This is a genomic window from Enterobacter sp. 04-C-12-SI-ECC, from assembly GCF_047530715.1.
GTDB classification, from domain to species: Bacteria; Pseudomonadota; Gammaproteobacteria; order Enterobacterales; family Enterobacteriaceae; genus Enterobacter; species Enterobacter bugandensis.
In genome coordinates this window covers 120,457-141,861 of the sequence record NZ_JBLKDI010000003.1, presented here as the reverse complement: position 1 = coordinate 141,861, position 21,405 = coordinate 120,457, and the positions used below count along the sequence as shown (strand labels likewise).

The 21,405-nt window shown below is 56.9% G+C and carries 19 protein-coding genes and 1 pseudogene; 11 read left to right on the top strand and 9 right to left on the bottom strand.

Annotated elements, in window-relative coordinates; translation table 11 throughout:
* Positions 1-54 precede the first annotated feature (54 nt).
* A complete protein-coding gene (locus ACMWL8_RS06620) occupies positions 55-1,362 on the top strand; it encodes a sulfurtransferase (RefSeq protein ID WP_045261599.1) in 1,308 nt (435 codons plus the stop codon).
* Here the strand turns inward: ACMWL8_RS06620 and ACMWL8_RS06615 are convergent.
* Entirely contained in the window at positions 1,359-1,976 is a 618-nt protein-coding gene (locus tag ACMWL8_RS06615) for a CDP-alcohol phosphatidyltransferase family protein (protein WP_045261600.1), read from the bottom strand. The two genes, ACMWL8_RS06620 and ACMWL8_RS06615, sit on opposite strands and share 4 nt — an antisense overlap.
* Positions 1,969-2,538: a carboxymuconolactone decarboxylase family protein gene (locus ACMWL8_RS06610; protein ID WP_045261601.1), complete on the bottom strand. Its 570-nt coding sequence runs from the start codon at positions 2,536-2,538 to the stop codon at positions 1,969-1,971. Before ACMWL8_RS06610 ends, ACMWL8_RS06615 begins: the two co-directional genes overlap by 8 nt.
* A gap of 75 nt (positions 2,539-2,613) precedes the next feature.
* Here ACMWL8_RS06610 and ACMWL8_RS06605 point away from each other — a divergent pair, with 75 nt between their 5' ends.
* The gene (locus tag ACMWL8_RS06605; RefSeq protein ID WP_045261602.1) at positions 2,614-3,030 is read left to right on the top strand and encodes a pyrimidine (deoxy)nucleoside triphosphate diphosphatase; all 417 of its coding nucleotides are present in this window, start codon (positions 2,614-2,616) and stop codon (positions 3,028-3,030) included.
* Here ACMWL8_RS06605 and ACMWL8_RS06600 read toward each other — a convergent pair.
* Positions 2,990-3,262 (bottom strand): YnjH family protein, encoded by a 273-nt coding sequence (locus tag ACMWL8_RS06600; RefSeq protein WP_028012780.1) that lies wholly within the window; start codon positions 3,260-3,262, stop codon positions 2,990-2,992. The genes ACMWL8_RS06605 and ACMWL8_RS06600 overlap by 41 nt on opposite strands.
* Positions 3,263-3,489: 227 nt before the next feature.
* On the opposite strand from ACMWL8_RS06600, the gene gdhA reads away from it, so the two are divergent.
* A complete protein-coding gene (gene gdhA, locus ACMWL8_RS06595; RefSeq protein ID WP_028012779.1) occupies positions 3,490-4,833 on the top strand; it encodes an NADP-specific glutamate dehydrogenase in 1,344 nt (447 codons plus the stop codon).
* A gap of 71 nt (positions 4,834-4,904) precedes the next feature.
* Here the strand turns inward: gdhA and ACMWL8_RS06590 are convergent, their stop codons facing one another.
* The 3 genes from ACMWL8_RS06590 to ACMWL8_RS06580 all read right to left on the bottom strand — a co-directional run bounded on the left by ACMWL8_RS06590 (position 4,905) and on the right by ACMWL8_RS06580 (position 8,528).
* Positions 4,905-6,812, bottom strand: a complete 1,908-nt coding sequence (locus ACMWL8_RS06590; protein ID WP_045261603.1) for a DNA topoisomerase III — start codon at positions 6,810-6,812, stop codon at positions 4,905-4,907.
* A gap of 4 nt (positions 6,813-6,816) precedes the next feature.
* Entirely contained in the window at positions 6,817-7,860 is a 1,044-nt protein-coding gene (gene selD / locus ACMWL8_RS06585; RefSeq protein WP_045261604.1) for a selenide, water dikinase SelD, read from the bottom strand.
* A gap of 116 nt (positions 7,861-7,976) precedes the next feature.
* Positions 7,977-8,528 carry an NAD(P)H nitroreductase gene (locus ACMWL8_RS06580; RefSeq protein WP_045261605.1) on the bottom strand — a complete coding sequence of 184 codons (552 nt, stop codon included), beginning with the start codon at positions 8,526-8,528 and terminating at the stop codon, positions 7,977-7,979.
* 167 nt (positions 8,529-8,695) lie between these two features.
* Between ACMWL8_RS06580 and sppA the strand changes: the two genes are divergently transcribed.
* The 4 genes and pseudogenes from sppA to ACMWL8_RS06560 all read left to right on the top strand — a co-directional run bounded on the left by sppA (position 8,696) and on the right by ACMWL8_RS06560 (position 13,707).
* A complete protein-coding gene (gene sppA, locus ACMWL8_RS06575; protein WP_045261606.1) occupies positions 8,696-10,552 on the top strand; it encodes a signal peptide peptidase SppA in 1,857 nt (618 codons plus the stop codon).
* Positions 10,553-10,615: 63 nt separating this feature from the next.
* Positions 10,616-11,632, top strand: coding sequence for an asparaginase (gene ansA, locus ACMWL8_RS06570; protein ID WP_028012774.1), 1,017 nt, complete (start codon positions 10,616-10,618; stop codon positions 11,630-11,632).
* A gap of 9 nt (positions 11,633-11,641) precedes the next feature.
* Positions 11,642-12,283, top strand: coding sequence for a bifunctional nicotinamidase/pyrazinamidase (gene pncA, locus ACMWL8_RS06565; protein ID WP_045261607.1), 642 nt, complete (start codon positions 11,642-11,644; stop codon positions 12,281-12,283).
* A 171-nt stretch (positions 12,284-12,454) separates the two neighbouring features.
* A pseudogene (locus tag ACMWL8_RS06560) lies at positions 12,455-13,707 on the top strand (glycoside hydrolase family 18 protein).
* Positions 13,708-13,758: 51 nt separating this feature from the next.
* Here the strand turns inward: ACMWL8_RS06560 and ACMWL8_RS06555 are convergent.
* Positions 13,759-14,031 carry a YeaC family protein gene (locus ACMWL8_RS06555; protein WP_045261608.1) on the bottom strand — a complete coding sequence of 91 codons (273 nt, stop codon included), beginning with the start codon at positions 14,029-14,031 and terminating at the stop codon, positions 13,759-13,761.
* A 41-nt stretch (positions 14,032-14,072) separates the two neighbouring features.
* The gene (gene msrB, locus ACMWL8_RS06550; RefSeq protein WP_028012770.1) at positions 14,073-14,486 is read right to left on the bottom strand and encodes a peptide-methionine (R)-S-oxide reductase MsrB; all 414 of its coding nucleotides are present in this window, start codon (positions 14,484-14,486) and stop codon (positions 14,073-14,075) included.
* A gap of 341 nt (positions 14,487-14,827) precedes the next feature.
* Here msrB and gapA point away from each other — a divergent pair, with 341 nt between their 5' ends.
* Together gapA and ACMWL8_RS06540 are read left to right on the top strand one after the other, a co-directional pair.
* Positions 14,828-15,823, top strand: coding sequence for a glyceraldehyde-3-phosphate dehydrogenase (gene gapA, locus ACMWL8_RS06545; protein WP_006809136.1), 996 nt, complete (start codon positions 14,828-14,830; stop codon positions 15,821-15,823).
* A gap of 75 nt (positions 15,824-15,898) precedes the next feature.
* Positions 15,899-16,783 carry a D-hexose-6-phosphate mutarotase gene (locus ACMWL8_RS06540; RefSeq protein ID WP_045261609.1) on the top strand — a complete coding sequence of 295 codons (885 nt, stop codon included), beginning with the start codon at positions 15,899-15,901 and terminating at the stop codon, positions 16,781-16,783.
* A gap of 78 nt (positions 16,784-16,861) precedes the next feature.
* On the opposite strand, the gene ACMWL8_RS06535 is transcribed toward ACMWL8_RS06540, so the two are convergent.
* Positions 16,862-17,608 carry a MipA/OmpV family protein gene (locus tag ACMWL8_RS06535; protein WP_023335330.1) on the bottom strand — a complete coding sequence of 249 codons (747 nt, stop codon included), beginning with the start codon at positions 17,606-17,608 and terminating at the stop codon, positions 16,862-16,864.
* 430 nt (positions 17,609-18,038) lie between these two features.
* Between ACMWL8_RS06535 and yeaG the strand changes: the two genes are divergently transcribed.
* Both yeaG and ACMWL8_RS06525 read left to right on the top strand, forming a co-directional pair.
* Positions 18,039-19,973: a protein kinase YeaG gene (gene yeaG / locus ACMWL8_RS06530; protein ID WP_014883443.1), complete on the top strand. Its 1,935-nt coding sequence runs from the start codon at positions 18,039-18,041 to the stop codon at positions 19,971-19,973.
* A gap of 74 nt (positions 19,974-20,047) precedes the next feature.
* Complete coding sequence (locus ACMWL8_RS06525; protein WP_028012767.1) at positions 20,048-21,331, top strand: YeaH/YhbH family protein; 1,284 nt, start codon at positions 20,048-20,050, stop codon at positions 21,329-21,331.
* Positions 21,332-21,405: the final 74 nt, after the last annotated feature.

Sequence of the window (21,405 nt, the reverse complement as noted above, 5' to 3'; positions counted from 1 at the left end):
TCGTTTCGGGAGAGACGACAATGCCCCCCTCTTTTACTGACGTCAGGTTATTCGATGAAACGTGTTTCTCAACTGACCGCGCTGGCCCTGATCTGCGGCCTCGCCTCTTTTTCCTCTCAGGCTGCTGATATGGCCAACGCGATGACGCTGTCTCAGCTTCAGGCGCAGCACGGCGCGGCAATCGACACCCGCCCCAGCGCCTTCTATAACGGCTGGCCGCAGACCCTCAGCGGTCCTTCCGGGCACGAACCCGCTGCGCTCAACCTGGCAGCCGCCTGGCATAGCGCCATGAGCGACGAGCAGATTGCACTTTGGTCAAAACAGCATCAGCTTACCCCTGCGACGTCCATCGCGCTGTATGGCGACGAGAACGATAACCAGGCGGTGAAAGCCCGTCTGGAGAAAGCTGGTTACCGCCACGTTTCGCTGCTCAGCGATGCTCTGCAGACGCCCGACCGCCTGAAGCGCCTGCCCCACTTTGAACAGCTGGTCTACCCGCAGTGGATCCACCGGCTTCAGCAGGGCAAACCGGTGACCGCCGCGCCGGCGGGCGAATGGAAAGTCATAGAGGCGGCCTGGGGCGCGCCGAAGTTTTACCTGCTTAACCACATTCCCGGCGCGGGCTACATTGACACCAACGAGGTGGAAAGCGAGCCGCTGTGGAACAAAGTCTCCGACGACAGGCTGAAAGCAATGCTGGCAAAGCACGGGATCCGTCACGATACCACCGTCATTCTGTACGGGCGCGACGTTTACGCCGCCGCGCGCGTGGCGCAGATCATGCTCTACGCGGGCGTGACGGATGTGCGCCTTCTCGATGGCGGCTGGAAGGCGTGGTCAGATGCCGGTCTGCCAGTTGAGCGCGGTACGCCCGGCAAAGTGGCTCCTGCCCCTGATTTTGGCGCGCCGATCCCCGGCCAGCCGCAGCTGATGGTGGATATGGAACAGGCGCGCGGCATGCTGCACCGTCAGGATGCCTCCCTGGTCAGCATTCGTTCGTGGCCGGAGTTTATCGGCGAAACCAGCGGCTACAGCTACATCAAGCCAAAAGGTGAAATTGCCGGTGCCCGCTGGGGTCACGCGGGCAGCGATGCCACCCATATGGAAGACTTCCATAACCCGGATGGCACCATGCGCAGCGCTGACGACATCGCCGCCCAGTGGAAGCGCTGGAATATTCTGCCGGAACAGCAGGTCGCGTTTTACTGCGGCACCGGCTGGCGGGCATCCGAAACCTTTATGTACGCCCGGGCGATGGGCTGGAAAAATATCGCCGTCTATGACGGCGGCTGGTACGAATGGAGCAGCCACCCGCAGAACCCGGTCACCGCCGGAGAGCGCGGACCAGAGAGTGCTCTCTAACGGGTGAGTGACTTCAGCGTCACGTAGCCGCTCCAGATGCGCGTTGTGGTGGTCAACCAGCACAGCGCGCCGAATATCCACGCGAACAGCGTAAACTGTGCCGGAAACAGGCAGCACAGCACGAACAGCGCGATGGTCTCCGTCCCTTCCGTTAACCCGCCGATATAGTAAAACGACTTATGCGCATAGCCGGGGTTGTCGATATCGTGCTTCGCCGCCAGCGCGGCAAAGGCGAGAAAACTGCTGCCGGTGCCGATAAATGCAAACAACAGCCAGGCCGCCGCCAGCGCATTCTCTGCGGGTGCAGCCAGCGCAAAGCCAAACGGCACCAGCGCATAGAACAGAAAATCGAGGGCGATATCGAGAAACCCTCCCGCATCCGTCAGCCCTCTCCGACGCGCCAGCGCGCCGTCCAGACCATCCAGCAGGCGGTTCAGGACGATGGCGGCCAGCGCCGCCGGATACCAGCCGAGGGCCAGAAACGGCAACGCCAGCAGGCCGATGGCAAACCCGGCAAGCGTTAATCCGTCGGGCGTAACGCCCGGCTTATCCAGCACGGATACCAGACGGTCCAGAGCGGGCTTTACCCGCGGGTGCAGGTGACGGTCAAGCATCAGGCTTCCCTTTAAACGTGGCGCACAGCCCCTGTGCCGGTATATCCAGCGCGGCATTAAACCGGGCCGAGAGATTCTGAAAGGCAATGAGCGCCGTCATTTCAGTGATGGCATCATCCGTAAAGTGGCGTTTCATCGCCGTTTTGATTGCTTCATCCACCCTGGGCGGCGTGGCGGTCACCGCCTCCGCATAGGCCAGCGCCGCGCGTTCCTGTTCACTGAACACGTCAGAATCAGCCCAGCCGCTTACGGCCTGGACTTTATCCAGCGCGCCGCAGCGCTCGGCCAGACGCAGGCTGTTGGCGTCAATGCAGAACGCACAGTGGCACAGCTGCGATACGCGCGTCATAAGCAGCGAGCGCAGCACTGGCGTCAGGCGCGCTTTTCTGCGCTCCAGAAACCCCACAAACAAAGCGACCAGCCAGAACAGACGCGGCATGCGTCCCCACCAGCGCGTGGGGTTCAGCACGGCGCCGAAGTGTTTTTGCTGCATGGCGGCAATGGGTTTTACGCTCGCCGGAAGGGTTGGGATGGGCTCTACCCAGGTGGACGTCTCTTTCACCTGATTCTCCTGATGGCTGGACTCTTTGAAAGGGCACGATAATATGGCGTTTTTCGCTATCAAGTATTGACGACCATGCTAAAAACAGTCGATGTCGTTGCGGCCATCATCGAAAAAGACGACAAAATTTTACTGGCGCAGCGCCCTGCTCACGCCGACCAGCCGGGAATGTGGGAGTTCGCTGGCGGCAAAGTGGAGGCCGGAGAAACCCAGCCTGAGGCGCTTATCCGCGAGCTGCGTGAAGAGCTGGGTATCGAGGCTCAGCCTGAGCAGTACGTGGCGAGCCATCAGCGCGAGGTATCACAGCGGTTAATCAACCTGCACGCCTGGCACGTACCCCGCTTCAGCGGAGAGTTAACGGCGCACTACCACAGCGCGCTGGCGTGGTGTACGCCGGAAGAGGCTTTCAGTTATGAGTTAGCTCCGGCGGATATTCCGCTGCTGGAGGCGTTTATTCTTTTACGCGACGCCAGACCAGCGGATTCGTGCTGATGGTACGTTCATCGCGCTGGCACTGCAGCAGCACGCCATCCGCCTTCACGACGGCCCCTTCAGAATAGTTTTGATCCTGGTAGATGCAGCACTGGTTACACGGCTGCGCGCGCTGGCCGCTGGAGCTAAACACCTCCGGCGGCACGTTCACTTCTACATCCGGGCGAATGCGGTCAGCCTGAGCGCCTGCGGTCAACATCAATGATAACGCGGCCATCACGTAACGGTTCATAGACTTCTCTTCCTGTTGTGTCCTGATAATGACTATAACGGTAAATCGCGCAGAATCTTTAATTTAGCGCGCCATCGCTTTTTGTTATGACGCGGCCCGGGTCATTAATTTCCCTTTCGGTCCACATTTCTGCTTGCTTCACAAAGCGGTACGGGTGGTATAGTCAAAAAAACAACACAAATCGCATAAGCAACATACATTAATTACTATAAGAGGTTCTTATATCTATGGATCAGACACGCTCTCTGGAAAGTTTCCTTGCCTATGTTCAGCAGCGCGACCCGCATCAAAGCGAATTTGCTCAGGCCGTTCGTGAAGTAATGACTACCCTCTGGCCGTTCCTTGAAGAAAACCCGCGCTATCGTCAACTGTCGCTGCTGGAACGTCTGGTTGAACCAGAGCGTGTGATCCAGTTCCGCGTGACCTGGGTGGATGACCGCAACCAGGTACAGGTCAACCGCGCCTGGCGCGTGCAGTTTAACTCCGCCATCGGTCCGTTTAAGGGCGGCATGCGCTTCCACCCTTCCGTGAACCTGTCGATTCTGAAATTCCTTGGCTTTGAACAGACGTTTAAAAACGCGCTCACCACCCTGCCAATGGGCGGCGGTAAAGGCGGGAGCGATTTCGACCCGAAAGGTAAAAGCGAAGGCGAAGTGATGCGTTTCTGTCAGGCGCTAATGACCGAGCTCTACCGCCACCTCGGCCCGGACACCGACGTACCAGCGGGGGATATCGGCGTGGGGGCCCGCGAAGTGGGCTTTATGGCCGGGATGATGAAAAAACTCTCCAACAACAGCGCCTGCGTCTTTACCGGCAAAGGGTTATCGTTTGGCGGCAGCCTGATCCGCCCGGAGGCGACCGGCTACGGCCTGGTTTACTTCACCGAGGCAATGCTCAAGCGTCACGGCTTAGGTTTCGAGGGGATGCGCGTGGCGGTCTCCGGCTCCGGTAACGTGGCGCAGTACGCTATCGAAAAAGCGATGCAGTTTGGTGCCCGCGTGGTGACTGCCTCCGACTCTAAAGGGACGGTAGTGGACGAAGCGGGCTTTACGGCGGAGAAACTGGCGCGCCTGTGCGAAATCAAAGCCAGCCGCGATGGCCGACTTGCCGATTATGCCGCGGAGTTTGGCCTGACGTATCTGGAAGGCAAACAGCCGTGGGGCGTGCCGGTGGATATCGCCCTGCCGTGCGCCACGCAAAACGAACTGGACGCGGACGCCGCGCGCACGCTGATTAGCAACGGCGTGAAGGCGGTGGCTGAAGGGGCGAATATGCCGACCACTATCGAGGCGACGGATCTGTTCCTGGAGGCGGGCGTGCTGTTTGCACCAGGCAAGGCTGCCAACGCGGGCGGCGTGGCGACGTCCGGCCTCGAGATGGCGCAAAACGCGGCGCGGCTCGGCTGGAAGGCGGAGAAAGTAGATGCGCGCTTGCACCACATCATGCTGGATATTCATCACGCCTGCGTGGAGTATGGCGGTGAAGCGTCGCAAACCAACTACGTGCGCGGGGCGAATATCGCCGGGTTCGTGAAGGTGGCGGATGCGATGATTGGGCAGGGTGTGATTTAAGGTTTATATCGTGCGGCCGGGAGCCCCCACCCCGGTCCTCTCCCACAGGGAGAGGGAGAAAACCGGGCGTATCAGGCCGCGCTCTTTTTCTTTTTGAACGGTTTCTTCGCGCCACCACCGGGTGCAACCATGCCTCTGAACCGCTTCACCGGCGTGCTGCGCGCCTGATCGATCAGCTGGTAAAGCGTCCCCACCAGCGGCTGCATAAAGTCCTGATAGCGGCACTGCTTTTCGCTGATTTGCGTCAGCACCGACTCCCAGTGCGCGGTCATGTCCGGCCTTGCGGCCAGCTCCGGCAGAGAGTGTATGAGCGCCCGGCCCGGTTCCGTTGAGTGGATGTAGCGCCCCTTTTTCTCAAGAAAACCTCGCTTAAAGAGCAGCTCGATGATCCCCGCGCGGGTTGCTTCCGTACCCAGTCCATCGGTGGCGCGCAGGATCTTCTTCAGATCTTTATCCTGCACAAAGCGGGCGATCCCGGTCATGGCTGACAGCAGCGTCGCATCGGTGAAGTGGCGCGGCGGCTGGGTCTGACGTTCAACCACTTCGCCCTTCTCGCACAGCAGTTCGTCATCTTTAGCGACCACCGGCAGCGGCGTGCCGTCGTTCTCCTCATCGCGCTCTTTGTTACCGAGGAGCGTGCGCCAGCCCGCTTCCGCGAGGAAACGCGCTTTAGCGATAAACTTGCCTTTGGCAATTTCCAGCTCGATGACGCACTTGCGGAACACCGCGTCCGGGCAGAACTGCATCAGGTACTGACGGGCGATCAGGTTATAGACCTTCGCTTCGTTGTCGGTCAGGTTGACGCTGCTGGCGCGCGCCGTCGGGATAATCGCGTGGTGGGCATCGACCTTTTTGTCGTCCCAGCAGCGGTTATGGGTGTCCGGGTTAACGACGGACTGCGGGAGCAGATCCGGCGCGTGGACGCCGATGGCATTCATCACCGAATGGCGTCCGGCAAAGTGCTCTTCCGGCAGATAGCGGCTGTCCGAACGCGGATAGGTGATCAGCTTGTGGGTTTCGTAGAGTTTCTGGCAGATATCCAGCACGTTCTGCGCGCTGAGGCCAAAGCGCTTCGCGGCCTCAATCTGCAGAGCAGAAAGGGAGAACGGCAGCGGCGCGGGTTCTGATTCCCGTTTATCGTTATAGCTGGTAACGATGGCCGGCTGGCCGGTAATACGGTTAACCACATGCTCCGCCAGCGGACGATGCAGCAAACGCCCCTCTTCATCCTGGTACGACTCGCAGGCGTCGCTCGGTTGCCAGACGGCGGTAAAGCGCTCGTCTTTAGGCGTGACGATATGCGCTTTCACTTCAAAGAAATCTTTGGCGACAAAGTTCTCGATCTCTTCGTCGCGACGCACCACCAGCCCCAGCACCGGCGTCTGCACGCGGCCCACGGAGAGTACGCCCTGATAGCCCGCGTTACGCCCGAGGATAGTGTAGGCGCGGGTCATGTTGATGCCGTACAGCCAGTCGGCGCGGGCGCGCGCTAAAGCAGAGACGCACAGCGGAATAAACTCGCTGTTGGAACGCAGGCGCGAGATCGCCCGCTCAACGGCCTGCGGGTTGAGGTCGTTGATCAGGCAGCGCTGCACCTGCTGGCGCTTTTCCGGCGCCAGCTCAAGATAGTCCAGCACTTCGTCCACCAGCAGCTGCCCTTCTCTGTCCGGGTCACCTGCGTGGACCACTTCCGTCGCCTCATGCAGGAAGCGCTTGATGACGTTAAGCTGTTTGGTGACGGACGGACGAGGCTGAAGACGCCACTTTTCCGGCACGATGGGCAGGTCGTTGAGGTTCCAGCGGGCGTAGCGGCTGTCGTAGACGTCCGGCTGCGCCTGTTCAAGCAGGTGGCCGATACACCAGGTGACCACCTGCCCGTTACCGCATTCGATAAAGCCGTCGCCTTTGCGATGCGGTTTAGGCAACACGTCGGCGATGGCACGGGCCAGGCTCGGCTTTTCGGCAATAAACAACCGCATCGAATTAACGGATCTCAATCATCGGTCGGCCGCCGCGGGCGGTCACCAGTTCGCCGATCGCCGTCAGGGTGATGCCAAACTCGGCGGCCGTGGCCTGAACCTCGGCTTCGGATTCCGGCGTCACCGCCAGCAGCAGGCCGCCGGAGGTTTGCGGATCGCACAGCAGGTTGCGCCATTCTTCAGGCATTTCGCCCATCAGGTGACCGTAGCTGGCGAAGTTGCGCTGGGTACCGCCCGGAACCGCGCCCTGGGCAATGTACTCTTCCACGCCAGGCAGCTTCGGCACGTCCTGATACCAGACCTGCGCCTGCACGCCCGCGCCCTGACAGACTTCAGAGAGGTGCCCCAGCAGGCCAAAACCGGTGACGTCGGTCATCGCCTTTACGCCGTCGATATTGGCGAACGCCGCGCCGGCGAGATTCATCTGGCACATGACTTCCGTCGCCAGACCTTTGTGCTCCGGTTTGAGCAGGGATTTTTTCTCAGCGGTGGTGAGCACGCCAATGCCCAGCGGCTTGGTGAGGAACAGCTTGCAGCCCGCCTGCGCGGTGCTGTTGCGCTTCACGCGCTCGGTCGGCACCACGCCGGTAACGGCCAGGCCGAAGATCGGCTCTGGCGCATCAATCGAGTGGCCGCCGGCCAGCGCAATCCCCGCCTGCTGGCAGGCGAAACGCCCGCCATCAATCACCTCGCGGGCGATTTCCGGTGGAATGGTGTTGATCGGCCAGCCCAGAATGGCGATGGCCATGATCGGCTTACCGCCCATGGCGAAGATATCGCTGATGGCGTTGGTGGCCGCGATGCGCCCGAAGTCGAACGGGTTATCAACAATCGGCATAAAGAAGTCAGTGGTGCTGATAATGCTGGTGCCGTTACCTAAGTCATAAACCGCCGCATCGTCACGCGTTTCGTTGCCGACAAGCAGGTTCGGGTCGACAAACTTCGCCTGTTCACTGTGCAGAATGGTCTCCAGCACTTTCGGGGAAATTTTACAACCGCAACCGGCTCCGTGGCTGTACTGCGTTAAACGAATGGTTTGCTCGCTCATGGACGTCTCCTGTCATCTCAATCGCGCTATGGTAGCGCTCATTCCATAAAGAGGTAAGTATGACTGTCTGAATTCTGCGGCGGATGCTCAGAATCCAGACAGTTTAGCGCGTGTAATTAAAAACGGCTGACGAAAGGCGTGGTGTCCGGCACGCTAATGGTGCTGGAGGCTTTAAGCTGCGGGGTGCCGAGGTAAAGGAAACCGACAATTTTGTCGTGCTCACCGCAGGAGAATCCTGCCCGCACTGCGGCGCTCTCGGTCAGCGGCCCGGTGCGCCAGATACCGTTAAAACCCTGCGCAACGGCGGCCATCTGCATCGCCATCACCGCACAGCCAGCAGACATTTCCTGCTCCCAGACCGGCACCTTATGGTCGGCCTGGCATTTCGCCACGACGGCAATAATCATCGGGGCGCGGAACGGCGCGTTACGCGCCTTGTCGATACCTTTCTCATCCTGCCCGGCGGCAACTGCCCCCTGCTCCAGCAGCTGGCTGAAGCGATCGCGGCCTTCGCCTTCAATCACAAAGAAGTGCCACGGCTGCAGCGTGCCATGATCCGGCGCACGCATGCCGGCGCGCAGAATGTTTTCCAGCTGCTCGCCCGCAGGGGCGGGTTCGGCCAGACGTGACGCGCTACGACGGTTAACAAGCAGTTCGAGTGCATCCATTGGTTAACTCCTTTCTTGAAATTTACTCACAAAATTAACACGACGGCAGATTTTGTTACAGCCTGGCAGGCGATTCCTGCTGACAAGTGGCGGTTGGGTCATTACGATAACCCAACATTACCGTCCAGTGGCGACGGAAACAGTCATTTTCTGGTTAGGGAGAATACATGCGAACCCTTTGGCGAATCTTTGCCGGTTTCTTTAAATGGACGTGGCGACTGCTCAACTTCGTCCGCAACCTGGTGATGAACATCTTCTTCATCCTGCTGGTACTGGTTTGCGCGGGCATCTGGATGCATATCAGCAACACGAATCAGGCGCAGCATTCGACTCGTGGGGCCCTGTTACTCGATATCACCGGCGTGATCGTTGATAAACCGTCCACCAGCAACCGTCTGGGGGTGATCGGCCGCCAGCTGTTTGGCGCGACGTCAGACCGCCTGCAGGAGAACTCCCTGTTCGATATCGTCGATACTATCCGTCAGGCCAAAGACGACCGAAACATCACCGGGATCGTTCTGGATCTGAAAGATTTTGCCGGCGGCGACCAGCCTTCTATGCAGTACATCGGTAAAGCGCTGCGCGAGTTCCGCGACAGCGGCAAGCCGGTGATTGCCGTGGGCGACAGCTACAGCCAGGGGCAATATTATCTGGCAAGCTTCGCCAATAAGATCTGGCTTTCGCCGCAGGGTACGGTCGATCTGCACGGTTTTGCCACCAACGGCCTGTACTACAAATCGCTGCTCGACAAGCTGAAGGTCACCACCCACGTCTTCCGCGTCGGCACCTATAAATCTGCCGTGGAGCCGTTTATCCGCGACGATATGTCCCCTGCCGCCCGTGAAGCGGACAGCCGTTGGATTGGCGAGCTGTGGCAGAACTATCTGGGTACCGTTGCCGCTAACCGTCAAATTACCGCTGAGCAGGTGTTCCCTGGCGCTCGCGGCGTGCTGGATGGACTGCGCAAGGTCGACGGTGATACCGCGAAATATGCCCTCGACAACAAGCTGGTTGACGCGCTGGGCACCAGTGCAGATATCGAAAAAGCCCTGACCAAACAGTTTGGCTGGAGCAAAGAGGACAAAAACTACAGCGCCATCAGCATGTATGACTATGCTGCGAAAAAGCCGGACGATAGCGGCGACAGCGTAGCCGTGGTGTTTGCTAACGGCGCTATCATGGACGGTCAGGAAACCCCGGGGAACGTCGGCGGTGATACTACCGCGTCGCAAATCCGCGATGCACGCCTTGATCCGAAAGTGAAAGCGATTGTCCTGCGGGTGAACAGCCCTGGCGGCAGCGTTAGCGCTTCCGAAGTGATCCGCGCCGAGCTGGCCGCAGCGCGTGCCGCTGGCAAGCCGATCGTCGTATCCATGGGCGGCATGGCCGCGTCTGGTGGGTACTGGATCTCCACGCCTGCCAACTATATTGTGGCGAACCCAAGCACGCTGACCGGCTCGATTGGCATCTTCGGGGTGATTAACACCGTGGAAAACAGCCTGGATTATCTGGGCGTGCATACCGATGGTGTTTCCACGTCGCCGCTGGCGGATGTGTCGATGACCAAATCTCTGCCGCCGGAAGTTTCAGAGATGATGCAGCTGAGCATTGAGAACGGCTATAAACGCTTTATCACGCTGGTTGCCGACTCGCGTAAGAAGACGCCGGAACAGATCGACCAGATTGCTCAGGGCCACGTCTGGACCGGACAGGATGCGAAGAGTAACGGTCTGGTCGACAGCCTGGGCGACTTCGACGACGCGGTGAAGAAAGCCGCCGAACTGGCGAAGCTCAAGCAGTGGCACGTTGAGTATTATCAGGACGAACCGTCGTTCTTCGATATGGTGATGGACAGCATGTCCGTCTCCGTACGCGCCATGCTGCCGGAGGCGCTGCAGGCGTACCTGCCGGCCCCGGTGACCACGGCTGCGAAAGCGATGAAGGCGGAAAGCGATAAGCTCGCGGCCTTTAACGATCCACAAAGTCGTTACGCGTTTTGCCTGACCTGCGCGAACGTCCGTTAAAAACCGTCCCCTCTTCCCGTGAAGAGGGGATTTTTTTCTTTTGAAGAACAAGAACTCACTACCATGCAGAAGAAATCGATTTATGTAGCCTACACTGGCGGTACCATCGGTATGCAGCGCTCTGAAAATGGCTATATCCCCGTCTCCGGCCATCTGCAGCGTCAGCTTGCGCTGATGCCTGAATTCCACCGTCCGGAAATGCCTGACTTCACCATCCATGAATACGAGCCGCTGATGGACTCCTCCGACATGACGCCGGAAGACTGGCAGCACATCGCGGATGACATTAAAGCCCATTACGACCAGTACGACGGCTTCGTGATCCTGCACGGCACCGACACCATGGCGTTCACCGCTTCGGCGCTCTCCTTCATGCTGGAGAACCTGAGCAAGCCGGTGATCGTCACCGGGTCGCAAATACCGCTGGCGGAGCTGCGCTCGGACGGGCAGATCAACCTGCTGAACTCCCTGTACGTGGCGGCGAATTACCCGATCAACGAAGTGTCGCTGTTCTTTAACAATCGCCTGTATCGCGGCAACCGCACCACCAAAGCCCATGCCGACGGTTTTGACGCCTTTGCCTCCCCTAACCTGCAGCCGCTGCTGGAAGCGGGTATTCATATCCGTCGTCTGGGAACGCCTCCGGCACCGAACACCGCCGGCGAGCTGATTGTGCATCCGATTACCCCGCAGCCGATTGGCGTGGTCACCATTTATCCAGGCATCTCCGCGGACGTGGTGCGCAACTTCCTGCGTCAGCCGGTGAAAGCGCTGATCCTCCGTTCCTATGGCGTCGGCAACGCTCCGCAGAACGGCGAATTTCTGAAGGAGCTTCAGGAAGCCAGCGAGCGCGGAATTGTGGTGGTAAACCTGACCCAGTGCATGTCTGGCAAGGTCAATATGGGCGGCTATGCCACCGGCAACGCGCTGGCGCACGCGGGGGTGATCAGCGGCTTCGATATGACCGTTGAGGCGACGCTGACTAAACTTCACTATTTACTGAGTCAGGATCTGGACATTCAGTCCATTCGCCGCGCAATGATGCAAAACCTTCGCGGCGAGCTGACCCCGGACGAATAAGGAGCTCTCATGAAGCAACGCGCCCTGCTACTGGTCGACTTGCAAAATGATTTCTGCGCGGGCGGCGCGCTGGCCGTCGCCGAAGGTGACAGCACCGTTGACGTGGCAAATACCCTGATTGGCTGGTGCAAAGCCCGCGGTGAAGCGGTTGTCGCCAGCCAGGACTGGCACCCGGCGAACCACGGCAGCTTTGCCAGCCAGCACAACGTTGAGCCTTTCACCCAGGGTGAACTCGACGGTCTGGCGCAAACCTTCTGGCCGGATCACTGCGTACAGCAGACCGAAGGAGCGGAGCTGCACCCGCTCCTGAATCAGAAGGCCATCGACGCGGTGTTCCATAAAGGTGAAAACCCGGTTATCGACAGCTACAGCGCGTTTTTCGATAACGGGCATCGCCAGAAGACGGCACTGGACGCGTGGTTACGTCACCATGAAATCACGGAGCTGATCGTGCTGGGTCTGGCGACGGATTACTGCGTGAAGTTTACCGTGCTGGACGCGCTCCAGCTGGGTTATACCGTTAGCGTCATCACCGACGGCTGTCGCGGGGTGAACATCCAACCACAGGACAGCGCCCAGGCGTTTATGGATATGGCCGCCGAAGGTGCAACGCTGTATACGCTGGCAGACTGGCAGGAAACGCAGGCGTAGCCTTTTAAGCCGGGTGGCGCTGACGCTTACCCGGCAAAACCCCTCCCAATCCCCATAAAGTGAACTCCCTCGCATCCTCAGCGAAGCGGCAATGCTATTCTCTTCAGGCTGTTTTTTCGCCACGCCTTTTCTGTGGCGTGGTTATTTTTATTAAGTCAAAGAGGAACTTGTATGAAACGTTTGCCCCTGCTGGCAGCATTACCCTTGCTTTGCGCGTCGCTTGCTTCCGCCGCGCCTCTGATGTCCGTGGGCTACTTTAACGGGGGTGGCGATGTCACCGCCGGACCGGGTGGCGATATCAATAAACTGGACGTTCGTCAGATCACCCACCTGAACTACTCGTTTGGGCTTGTTTATAACAACGAGAAAGACGAGACCAACCCCGCGCTGAAAGATCCGGCGAAGCTGCATCAAATCTGGCTGTCGCCAAAAGTGGCGTCCGATCTGGCCTTAATCCCCACTCTGCGTAAGCAAAACCCGAACCTGAAAGTCCTGCTCTCCGTTGGCGGCTGGGGGGCACGCGGTTTCTCTGGCGCAGCGGCAACCCAGGAGAGTCGCGCGGTGTTTATCCGCTCCGCGAAGGAAATTGTTGAGAAATACGGTCTGGACGGGATCGATCTCGACTGGGAATATCCGGTCAACGGCGCGTGGGGGCTGGTTGCAAGCCAGCCAGCCGACAGGGATAACTTCACCGCCCTGCTGAAAGAGATGCGCGACGCGTTCGGGCAGAAAAAGCTGGTGACCATTGCGGTGGGGCGAATGCGGAAAGTCCGAAAAGCTGGGTGGATGTCAAAGCCATCGCCCCGCTCCTCGACTACATCAACCTGATGACCTACGACATGGCGTACGGGACACAGTACTTCAACGCGAACCTGTATGACTCCAGCGCCTGGCCAACGGTGGCTGCCGCCGACAAATACAGCGTCGATTTTGTGGTGAACAACTATTTGGCCGCCGGCCTTAAGCCGAAGCAGATGAACCTCGGGATCGGTTTTTACGGCCGCGTACCGAAACGTGCGGTTGAACCGGGCATTGACTGGAGCAAGCCGGACGCGCAAAAAAATCCGGTCACACAGCCCTACTTTGGACCGCAGGAGATCGCCCTGTTTAAGTCGCTCGGCTATGACCTGACTAAAGATACCTACGTGAAGTACAACGATATCGTGAAGAAGCTGCTGAACGATCCGCAGAAACGTTTTACCGAGCACTGGGACGACCAGGCGAAGGTACCGTGGCTCTCGGTAAAGGGTGCCGATGGCAACGCACTGTTTGCGATTTCGTATGAGAATCCGCGTTCTGTCGCGATCAAGGCGGACTACATCAAAGAGAAAGGCCTCGCCGGGGCGATGTTCTGGGAGTACGGAGCAGACGACAATAATCAGTTAGCGAAACAGCTGGCGGAGTCGCTCGGGATCCCGCACTAAGGTGTATTGTGCCGGGTGGCGCTAACGCTTACCCGGCCTGCATGTAGAGCATTATTTGAAAGTCGCAATCGGCTTCGGCGTGATGCCAAAATCTTCCTTCAGCTCGCGCTTGCTCTTCATCACCATCTGACCGTTAGTGTCGATAGTCATGTGTTGCGCATCGGTGTTATTGCGCGCCTGCCACAGCATCACAAGCTGCAAACTGTTCTCTTTTTGCTCAGGCGTGAGCGCCACACCGTCCGGCCATTTTCCCAGCTCAACGGCGGTCACCAGACGCTGATAAACTTCCGGGGTCATCCCGTTAATCATGTCCTCAATATTCACGATCTCTCCCTTTCAAAGGAATAATTTGCTGAATCGTTTTTTCAACCCTTAATCTGGTCGCCGTTTTCATCATCGGTGAAGCTCATTGAGGCTGAATTCACGCAGAAACGCTCACCCGTTGGCTGAGGACCGTCCGGGAAGACGTGCCCCAGGTGCGCGTCGCAGTTACCGCAGCGAATTTCCGTGCGCACCATACCGTGCGACGAGTCGGTCAGATAGCGGATTGCGTCATCGCTCACCGGCTCGTAAAAGCTCGGCCAGCCGCAGCCGGAGTCGTATTTCGTTTGTGAATTGAACAGCGGGGCATCGCAGACCAGACAGTGATAGACACCGTCTCGCTTGTTGTGCAGTAATCGCCCGGTAAATGGCGGCTCCGTGCCGTGATTCTGGGTCACGTAAAACTGCATTTCGGTAAGGTTTTTTTTCAGATCGTCAGGGTTATGTTGGTTCGACATATGCTTACATCTCGCTGTAGAAACAGACATCTTTTAACCCGGATTCTAACAAAACATTAACACCCTTGCGTGCACTTTTGTTCTAAACTTATGTGTCGCGAAAAGGCGGTCAGGCAATTGTGATCACGTTCACATTTTTATCCTGCGAGGACTTTAAAATTCCGGGCGCAGCCCCCATGTGGTTGCAAGCTCAAAGGGAAAGTGAGGCGAGTCAGTCGCACAAACGTTAGTCACAGGATTGATTTGTCGCAATGATTGACACGATTCCGCTTGACGCTGCGTAAGGTTTTTGTAATTTTACAGGCAACCTTTTATTCACTAACAAATAGCTGGTGGAATATATGACTATCAAAGTAGGTATCAACGGTTTTGGCCGTATCGGCCGTATTGTTTTCCGTGCTGCTCAGAAACGTTCTGACATCGAAATCGTTGGTATCAACGATCTCCTGGACGCTGAATACATGGCGTACATGCTGAAGTACGACTCAACTCACGGTCGTTTCGACGGCACCGTTGAAGTGAAAGACGGCCACCTGGTTGTTAACGGCAAAACCATCCGCGTTACTGCTGAGAAAGACCCAGCTAACCTGAAATGGAACGAAATCGGTGTTGACGTTGTTGCTGAAGCAACCGGTATCTTCCTGACCGACGAAACTGCACGTAAACACATCACTGCGGGTGCGAAGAAAGTTGTTCTGACTGGTCCTTCCAAAGACAACACCCCAATGTTCGTTCGCGGTGCAAACTTCGAAACTTACGCTGGCCAGGACATCGTTTCTAACGCATCCTGCACCACCAACTGCCTGGCACCGCTGGCTAAAGTGATCAACGACAACTTCGGCATCATCGAAGGTCTGATGACTACCGTTCACGCGACCACCGCTACTCAGAAAACCGTTGATGGCCCGTCTCACAAAGACTGGCGCGGCGGCCGTGGCGCGGCTCAGAACATCATCCCATCCTCTACCGGTGCTGCTAAAGCTGTAGGTAAAGTACTGCCAGAACTGAATGGCAAACTGACTGGTATGGCGTTCCGCGTTCCAACTCCTAACGTATCCGTTGTTGACCTGACCGTTCGTCTGGAAAAAGCTGCTTCTTATGAAGAAATTAAGAAAGCAATCAAAGCTGCTTCCGAAGGCCCAATGAAAGGCGTTCTGGGTTACACCGAAGACGACGTTGTATCTACCGATTTCAACGGCGAAGTGTGCACTTCCGTGTTCGATGCTAAAGCAGGTATCGCACTGAACGACAACTTCGTGAAACTGGTTTCCTGGTACGACAACGAAACCGGCTACTCTAACAAAGTACTGGACCTGATCGCTCACATCTCCAAATAAGTTGAGATGAGTGATTGATCCAAAAAGGCGACTTCGGTCGCCTTTTTTATTGTTTTTTAGACAGAGGATTGCTTAATGATAAATAAAATTTTTGCACTTCCGGTAGTCGAACAACTTACCCCTGTGCTCTCCCGCCGTCAGATTGACGGTGCCGACGTTATCGTCGTTGACCACCCGCGCGTTAAAGCCTCCGTGGCGCTGAACGGCGCACACCTGCTCTCCTGGAAACCGGAAGGCGAAGCGGAGGCGCTGTGGCTGAGTGACGCCACCTCGTTCAAAAAAGGGGATGCGATTCGCGGCGGCGTACCGATCTGCTGGCCGTGGTTTGGCCCGTCCGTACAGCCGGGTTTGCCTTCTCACGGTTTCGCCCGTAACCAGCAGTGGACGCTGAAAGCGCATAACGAAGATGACAACGGCGCAGTGCTGACCTTTGAGCTGCAGGCTAATGATGAAACCCGCGCCCTGTGGCCGCATGATTTCACCCTGTATGCCCGCTTCAAACTGGGTCAGAGCTGCGAGATTGAGCTGGAAGCCCACGGCGAGTTCGAGACCACCTCTGCCCTGCATACCTACTTCAACGTGGGTGACATCAATGCAGTGAAGGTGAGCGGCCTGGGCGATACCTTTATCGACAAAGTTGATAACGCGAAGGAAGGTAAGCTGAGTGACGGCGTTCAGGCGTTCCCTGACCGTACTGACCGCGTCTATCTGCATCCGGAAGCGTGCAGCGTGATCCACGACGGTGCTCTGAACCGCGGCATTGAGGTGGTTCATCACCATCACAGCAACGTGGTGGGCTGGAACCCGGGGCCTGCACTCTCCATCAGCATGGCCGACATCCCTGATGACGGTTACAAAACGTTCGTCTGCGTGGAAACAGCCTGCGTGACGACCCCGCAAAAAGCGAGCGAGGAAAAGCCGTCTCGTTTAGGGCAGACAATTCGCATCGTTAAGCGATAAGGTCGCTGCACCACACCAAAGCAAACGGGGCGCAAGCGCCCCGTTTTGATGCAATGATTGCACCGCAATAATGCACAATCAGAACTTGTAGGTCACACCCACCGAGAAGATGCCAGCCCAGGACTTATCAACCATCGGGCTATCCTTCACTTCGTCGCTCAGACGCTCGTAACGGCCGGTACCGTAGACGCTCCAGTCGCCGAGGAAGTTATAGCTCGCGGTCAGCTCCAGGTAAGGATCCCAGCCATCATCGGCGCTGTAGCTTTTCAGCCCACTGCGGCGGGACTCGTTTTTAGAAACGCCGTAGTAATAGTCGTTGTAGTTTTCACTGTTGTACTGCACGCCGATACCCGGCGTCAGGGTGAGCCCACCGTTGGTATAGCGATACAACCACGCCAGATCCCAGATAAAGCCGTTGCTGTTATCCAGCGTATCACCCGCCAGGGCCGTACGGAGGAAGCCATACTGGGTGTTATGCACGTATGAAAGCCCGGCCATCATGGAGCTTTTGCGCTTGTCGAGCTGGCGAAGCGCGTGGCTGTCGCTGTCGCCCGGCTTGAAGTGCGTTGGATCGTAGTAGGCCATGATAGAAAGCTTATCGGCCGTATCGTTCCACAGATAGTAGCCGCCGCCGAGACCGCGGAACCAGAAGTTATCGCCTTCATAGGTGATAACGGGTACAGGATAAACATCGCGGTCATACTGTTTGTATGGGCTGTTAATGACGCCAACGCCCGCACCCACCGTCCACTGACTTTCCGCCTGAGCGGTGCTAACTGCGGTCGCGGCAAGGATGCCCAATGCCAGAAGTTTGAGTTTGGTCACAATCCATTCTTTCCTGTAGTCAAATAATCAGCGGGTGAAGTGTAACCGCCATTCCCGTACATCCCAAAATTTTTTGCCTGCTAATCAGTCTGATTAACCCATTATTTTTAACTTTTCAGATGACAACCCGCTTTCATTTATATGACCGCTGAATGAAAAACGTGCTTAAGCCTTATAACCAGGGTGGAAATTTTTGGATGAGTTATTGATATGTCATTGAAATTAGTTTTTCTCAGCATGCAAGTTTGGCAAATGCCATCTACGCTTAAATTTAAGAAGAGTTTTCCTGAACACCTGCGGTTCTTAGCGTCTGACCTGGCACACAGGTTGCTGCTCTGGCAGTGGGGTGCGAGAGATTCTCTTCCGGGAGCCTCCACTACTCATACGAACGGCTCTTATCCTGTGCTAAAAAACGAAAGGACGGCATGCCATGAATATATTCGATCACTATCGCCAGCGCTACGAAGCTGCCAAGGACGAAGAGTTCACACTGCAGGAGTTTCTTACCATTTGTCGGCAAGATCGCAGTGCCTATGCCAATGCGGCAGAACGGCTATTGATGGCTATCGGTGAGCCAAACATGGTTGATACTGCCCTGGAGCCACGGCTTTCCCGTCTATTTTCGAATCGGGTGGTCGCCCGATATCCGGCGTTCGAAGAGTTCTATGGTATGGAAGATGCCATTGAACAGATTGTCTCCTATCTGAAGCATGCCGCCCAGGGTCTGGAAGAGAAGAAACAGATCCTCTATTTACTCGGCCCCGTCGGCGGCGGTAAATCCTCGCTGGCTGAACGCCTGAAGTCGCTGATGCAGCGCGTACCGATTTACGTGCTGAGCGCCAACGGCGAACGCAGCCCGGTGAACGACCATCCGCTGTGCCTGTTTAACCCGCAGGAAGATGCGCAAATTCTGGATAAAGAGTTTGGCATCCCGCGTCGCTACCTCGGCACCATTATGTCGCCGTGGGCGGCAAAACGCCTGCACGAATTTGGCGGTGATATCACCAAATTCCGCGTCGTGAAAGTGTGGCCATCCATCCTGGAGCAGATCGCTATCGCCAAAACGGAACCGGGTGATGAGAACAACCAGGATATCTCGGCGCTGGTGGGTAAAGTCGATATCCGTAAGCTGGAAAACTTCGCACAAAACGACCCGGATGCCTATGGCTATTCTGGTGCGCTGTGCCGCGCCAACCAGGGGATTATGGAATTCGTCGAGATGTTTAAAGCACCGATCAAAGTGCTGCATCCTCTGCTGACGGCGACCCAGGAAGGGAACTACAACGGGACGGAAGGTATCTCCGCCCTGCCGTTTAACGGGATTATTCTCGCCCACTCGAACGAATCGGAATGGGTAACCTTCCGTAATAACAAAAACAATGAGGCCTTCCTTGACCGCGTGTACATCGTCAAGGTGCCTTATTGCCTGCGGATCTCCGAAGAGATCAAAATTTACGAAAAACTGCTTAACCACAGTGAGCTGGTGCATGCGCCATGCGCTCCTGGCACGCTGGAAACGCTCTCGCGCTTCTCCATCCTGTCGCGTCTGAAAGAGCCGGAAAACTCCAGCATCTATTCGAAAATGCGCGTCTACGACGGTGAAAGCCTGAAAGATACCGACCCGAAAGCGAAATCGTACCAGGAATACCGCGATTACGCCGGGGTTGATGAAGGGATGAACGGCCTCTCCACGCGTTTCGCATTTAAGATCCTCTCCCGGGTCTTTAACTTCGACCACGCGGAAGTGGCGGCCAACCCGGTTCATCTGTTCTACGTCCTGGAGCAGCAAATCGAGCGCGAGCAGTTCCCGCAGGAGCAGGCTGAACGCTACCTTGAGTTCCTGAAAGGCTACCTGATCCCGAAATACGCCGAGTTCATTGGCAAAGAGATCCAGACGGCCTATCTGGAATCCTATTCAGAATACGGGCAGAACATTTTCGACCGCTATGTCACCTATGCTGACTTCTGGATCCAGGATCAGGAGTACCGCGACCCGGATACCGGCCAGCTGTTTGATCGTGAATCCCTGAACGCGGAGCTGGAGAAAATCGAGAAGCCTGCCGGGATCAGCAACCCGAAAGACTTCCGTAATGAGATTGTGAACTTCGTCCTGCGCGCCAGAGCGCATAATAACGGGCGCAATCCGAACTGGACCAGCTACGAGAAGCTGCGCACGGTTATTGAGAAGAAAATGTTCTCCAATACCGAAGAGCTGCTGCCGGTGATCTCGTTTAACACCAAAACCTCAACCGACGAGCAGAAGAAACACGACGATTTTGTCGACCGTATGATGGAAAAAGGCTACACCCGCAAACAGGTTCGCCTGCTCTGCGAATGGTATCTGCGCGTGCGTAAATCGTCCTAAAACAAGTGCCCGGTAGCGCCTGCGCCTGCCGGGCCAACAAAAACGCAAGTTGGCAAATGCAGTACGGGGGGTATATGACCTGGTTTATTGACCGGCGTCTTAACGGCAAAAACAAGAGCACGGTGAACCGCCAGCGCTTCTTGCGCCGTTATAAAGCGCAAATTAAACAGTCGATCTCCGAGGCCATCAACAAACGCTCGGTGACCGACGTCGACAGCGGCGAGTCTGTCTCCATCCCTACCGATGACATCAGCGAACCGATGTTTCATCAGGGGCGCGGCGGCCTGCGCCATCGCGTTCATCCAGGTAACGACCACTTCGTTCAGAACGACAGAATTGAGCGCCCTCAGGGCGGCGGCGGTGGTTCAGGAAGCGGTCAGGGGCAGGCCAGCCAGGACGGTGAAGGCCAGGATGAGTTCGTTTTCCAGATTTCGAAAGATGAATATCTCGACCTGCTGTTTGAGGACCTTGCGCTGCCGAATCTTAAAAAGAATCAGCATCGTCAGCTTAACGAGTATAAAACCCATCGCGCGGGCTATACCGCTAACGGCGTGCCCGCCAATATCAGCGTTGTGCGTTCGTTGCAGAATTCTCTGGCGCGTCGCACGGCCATGACGGCAGGCAAACGTCGCGAACTGCGCGAGCTGGAGAGCAGCCTGAAGGTCGTGGAAAACACGGAGCCGGCGCAGCTGCTGGAAGAGGAGCGCCTGCGTAAAGAGATTGCCGAGCTAAGAGCGAAGATCGACCGCGTGCCGTTTATCGATACCTTCGACCTGCGCTACAAGAACTACGAAAAACGTCCCGAACCCTCCAGCCAGGCGGTGATGTTCTGTCTGATGGACGTCTCCGGCTCGATGGACCAGGCCACCAAGGATATGGCGAAGCGTTTCTATATCCTGCTCTACCTGTTCCTGAGCAGAACCTATAAGAACGTGGAAGTGGTCTATATCCGCCATCACACCCAGGCCAAAGAGGTGGATGAACATGAGTTCTTCTACTCCCAGGAGACCGGGGGGACCATCGTATCAAGCGCCCTGAAGCTGATGGATGAAGTAGTGAAAGAGCGTTACGACCCGGCGCAGTGGAACATTTATGCCGCGCAGGCGTCGGATGGCGACAACTGGGCCGACGACTCACCGCTGTGTCACGAGATCCTGGCGAAGAAAATTCTGCCGGTGGTGCGTTACTACAGCTATATCGAAATCACCCGTCGCGCCCACCAGACCCTGTGGCGGGAATATGAACATCTGCAGTCCATGTTCGATAACTTTGCCATGCAGCATATCCGCGATCAGGATGATATTTATCCTGTGTTCAGGGAGCTGTTCCACAAGCAATCTGCTACCAGCAATGCATAACCCAACAGCCAGCGAATCCGCTGGCTGTTTTCTTTCGACCCCGTTTATCCCGTGCTAATGTAGCAAGCTGCATA

Bases quoted from the DNA above. Each gene is read 5' to 3' on its own strand.
- ACMWL8_RS06620 (WP_045261599.1), top strand. From the start codon at position 55: ATGAAACGTGTTTCTCAACTGACCGCGCTGGCCCTGATCTGCGGCCTC.
- ACMWL8_RS06615 (WP_045261600.1), bottom strand. From the start codon at position 1,976: ATGCTTGACCGTCACCTGCACCCGCGGGTAAAGCCCGCTCTGGACCGT.
- ACMWL8_RS06605 (WP_045261602.1), top strand. From the start codon at position 2,614: ATGCTAAAAACAGTCGATGTCGTTGCGGCCATCATCGAAAAAGACGAC.
- ACMWL8_RS06600 (WP_028012780.1), bottom strand. From the start codon at position 3,262: ATGAACCGTTACGTGATGGCCGCGTTATCATTGATGTTGACCGCAGGC.
- gdhA (WP_028012779.1), top strand. From the start codon at position 3,490: ATGGATCAGACACGCTCTCTGGAAAGTTTCCTTGCCTATGTTCAGCAG.
- ACMWL8_RS06590 (WP_045261603.1), bottom strand. From the start codon at position 6,812: ATGCGGTTGTTTATTGCCGAAAAGCCGAGCCTGGCCCGTGCCATCGCC.
- selD (WP_045261604.1), bottom strand. From the start codon at position 7,860: ATGAGCGAGCAAACCATTCGTTTAACGCAGTACAGCCACGGAGCCGGT.
- ACMWL8_RS06580 (WP_045261605.1), bottom strand. From the start codon at position 8,528: ATGGATGCACTCGAACTGCTTGTTAACCGTCGTAGCGCGTCACGTCTG.
- sppA (WP_045261606.1), top strand. From the start codon at position 8,696: ATGCGAACCCTTTGGCGAATCTTTGCCGGTTTCTTTAAATGGACGTGG.
- ansA (WP_028012774.1), top strand. From the start codon at position 10,616: ATGCAGAAGAAATCGATTTATGTAGCCTACACTGGCGGTACCATCGGT.
- pncA (WP_045261607.1), top strand. From the start codon at position 11,642: ATGAAGCAACGCGCCCTGCTACTGGTCGACTTGCAAAATGATTTCTGC.
- msrB (WP_028012770.1), bottom strand. From the start codon at position 14,486: ATGTCGAACCAACATAACCCTGACGATCTGAAAAAAAACCTTACCGAA.
- gapA (WP_006809136.1), top strand. From the start codon at position 14,828: ATGACTATCAAAGTAGGTATCAACGGTTTTGGCCGTATCGGCCGTATT.
- ACMWL8_RS06540 (WP_045261609.1), top strand. From the start codon at position 15,899: ATGATAAATAAAATTTTTGCACTTCCGGTAGTCGAACAACTTACCCCT.
- yeaG (WP_014883443.1), top strand. From the start codon at position 18,039: ATGAATATATTCGATCACTATCGCCAGCGCTACGAAGCTGCCAAGGAC.
- ACMWL8_RS06525 (WP_028012767.1), top strand. From the start codon at position 20,048: ATGACCTGGTTTATTGACCGGCGTCTTAACGGCAAAAACAAGAGCACG.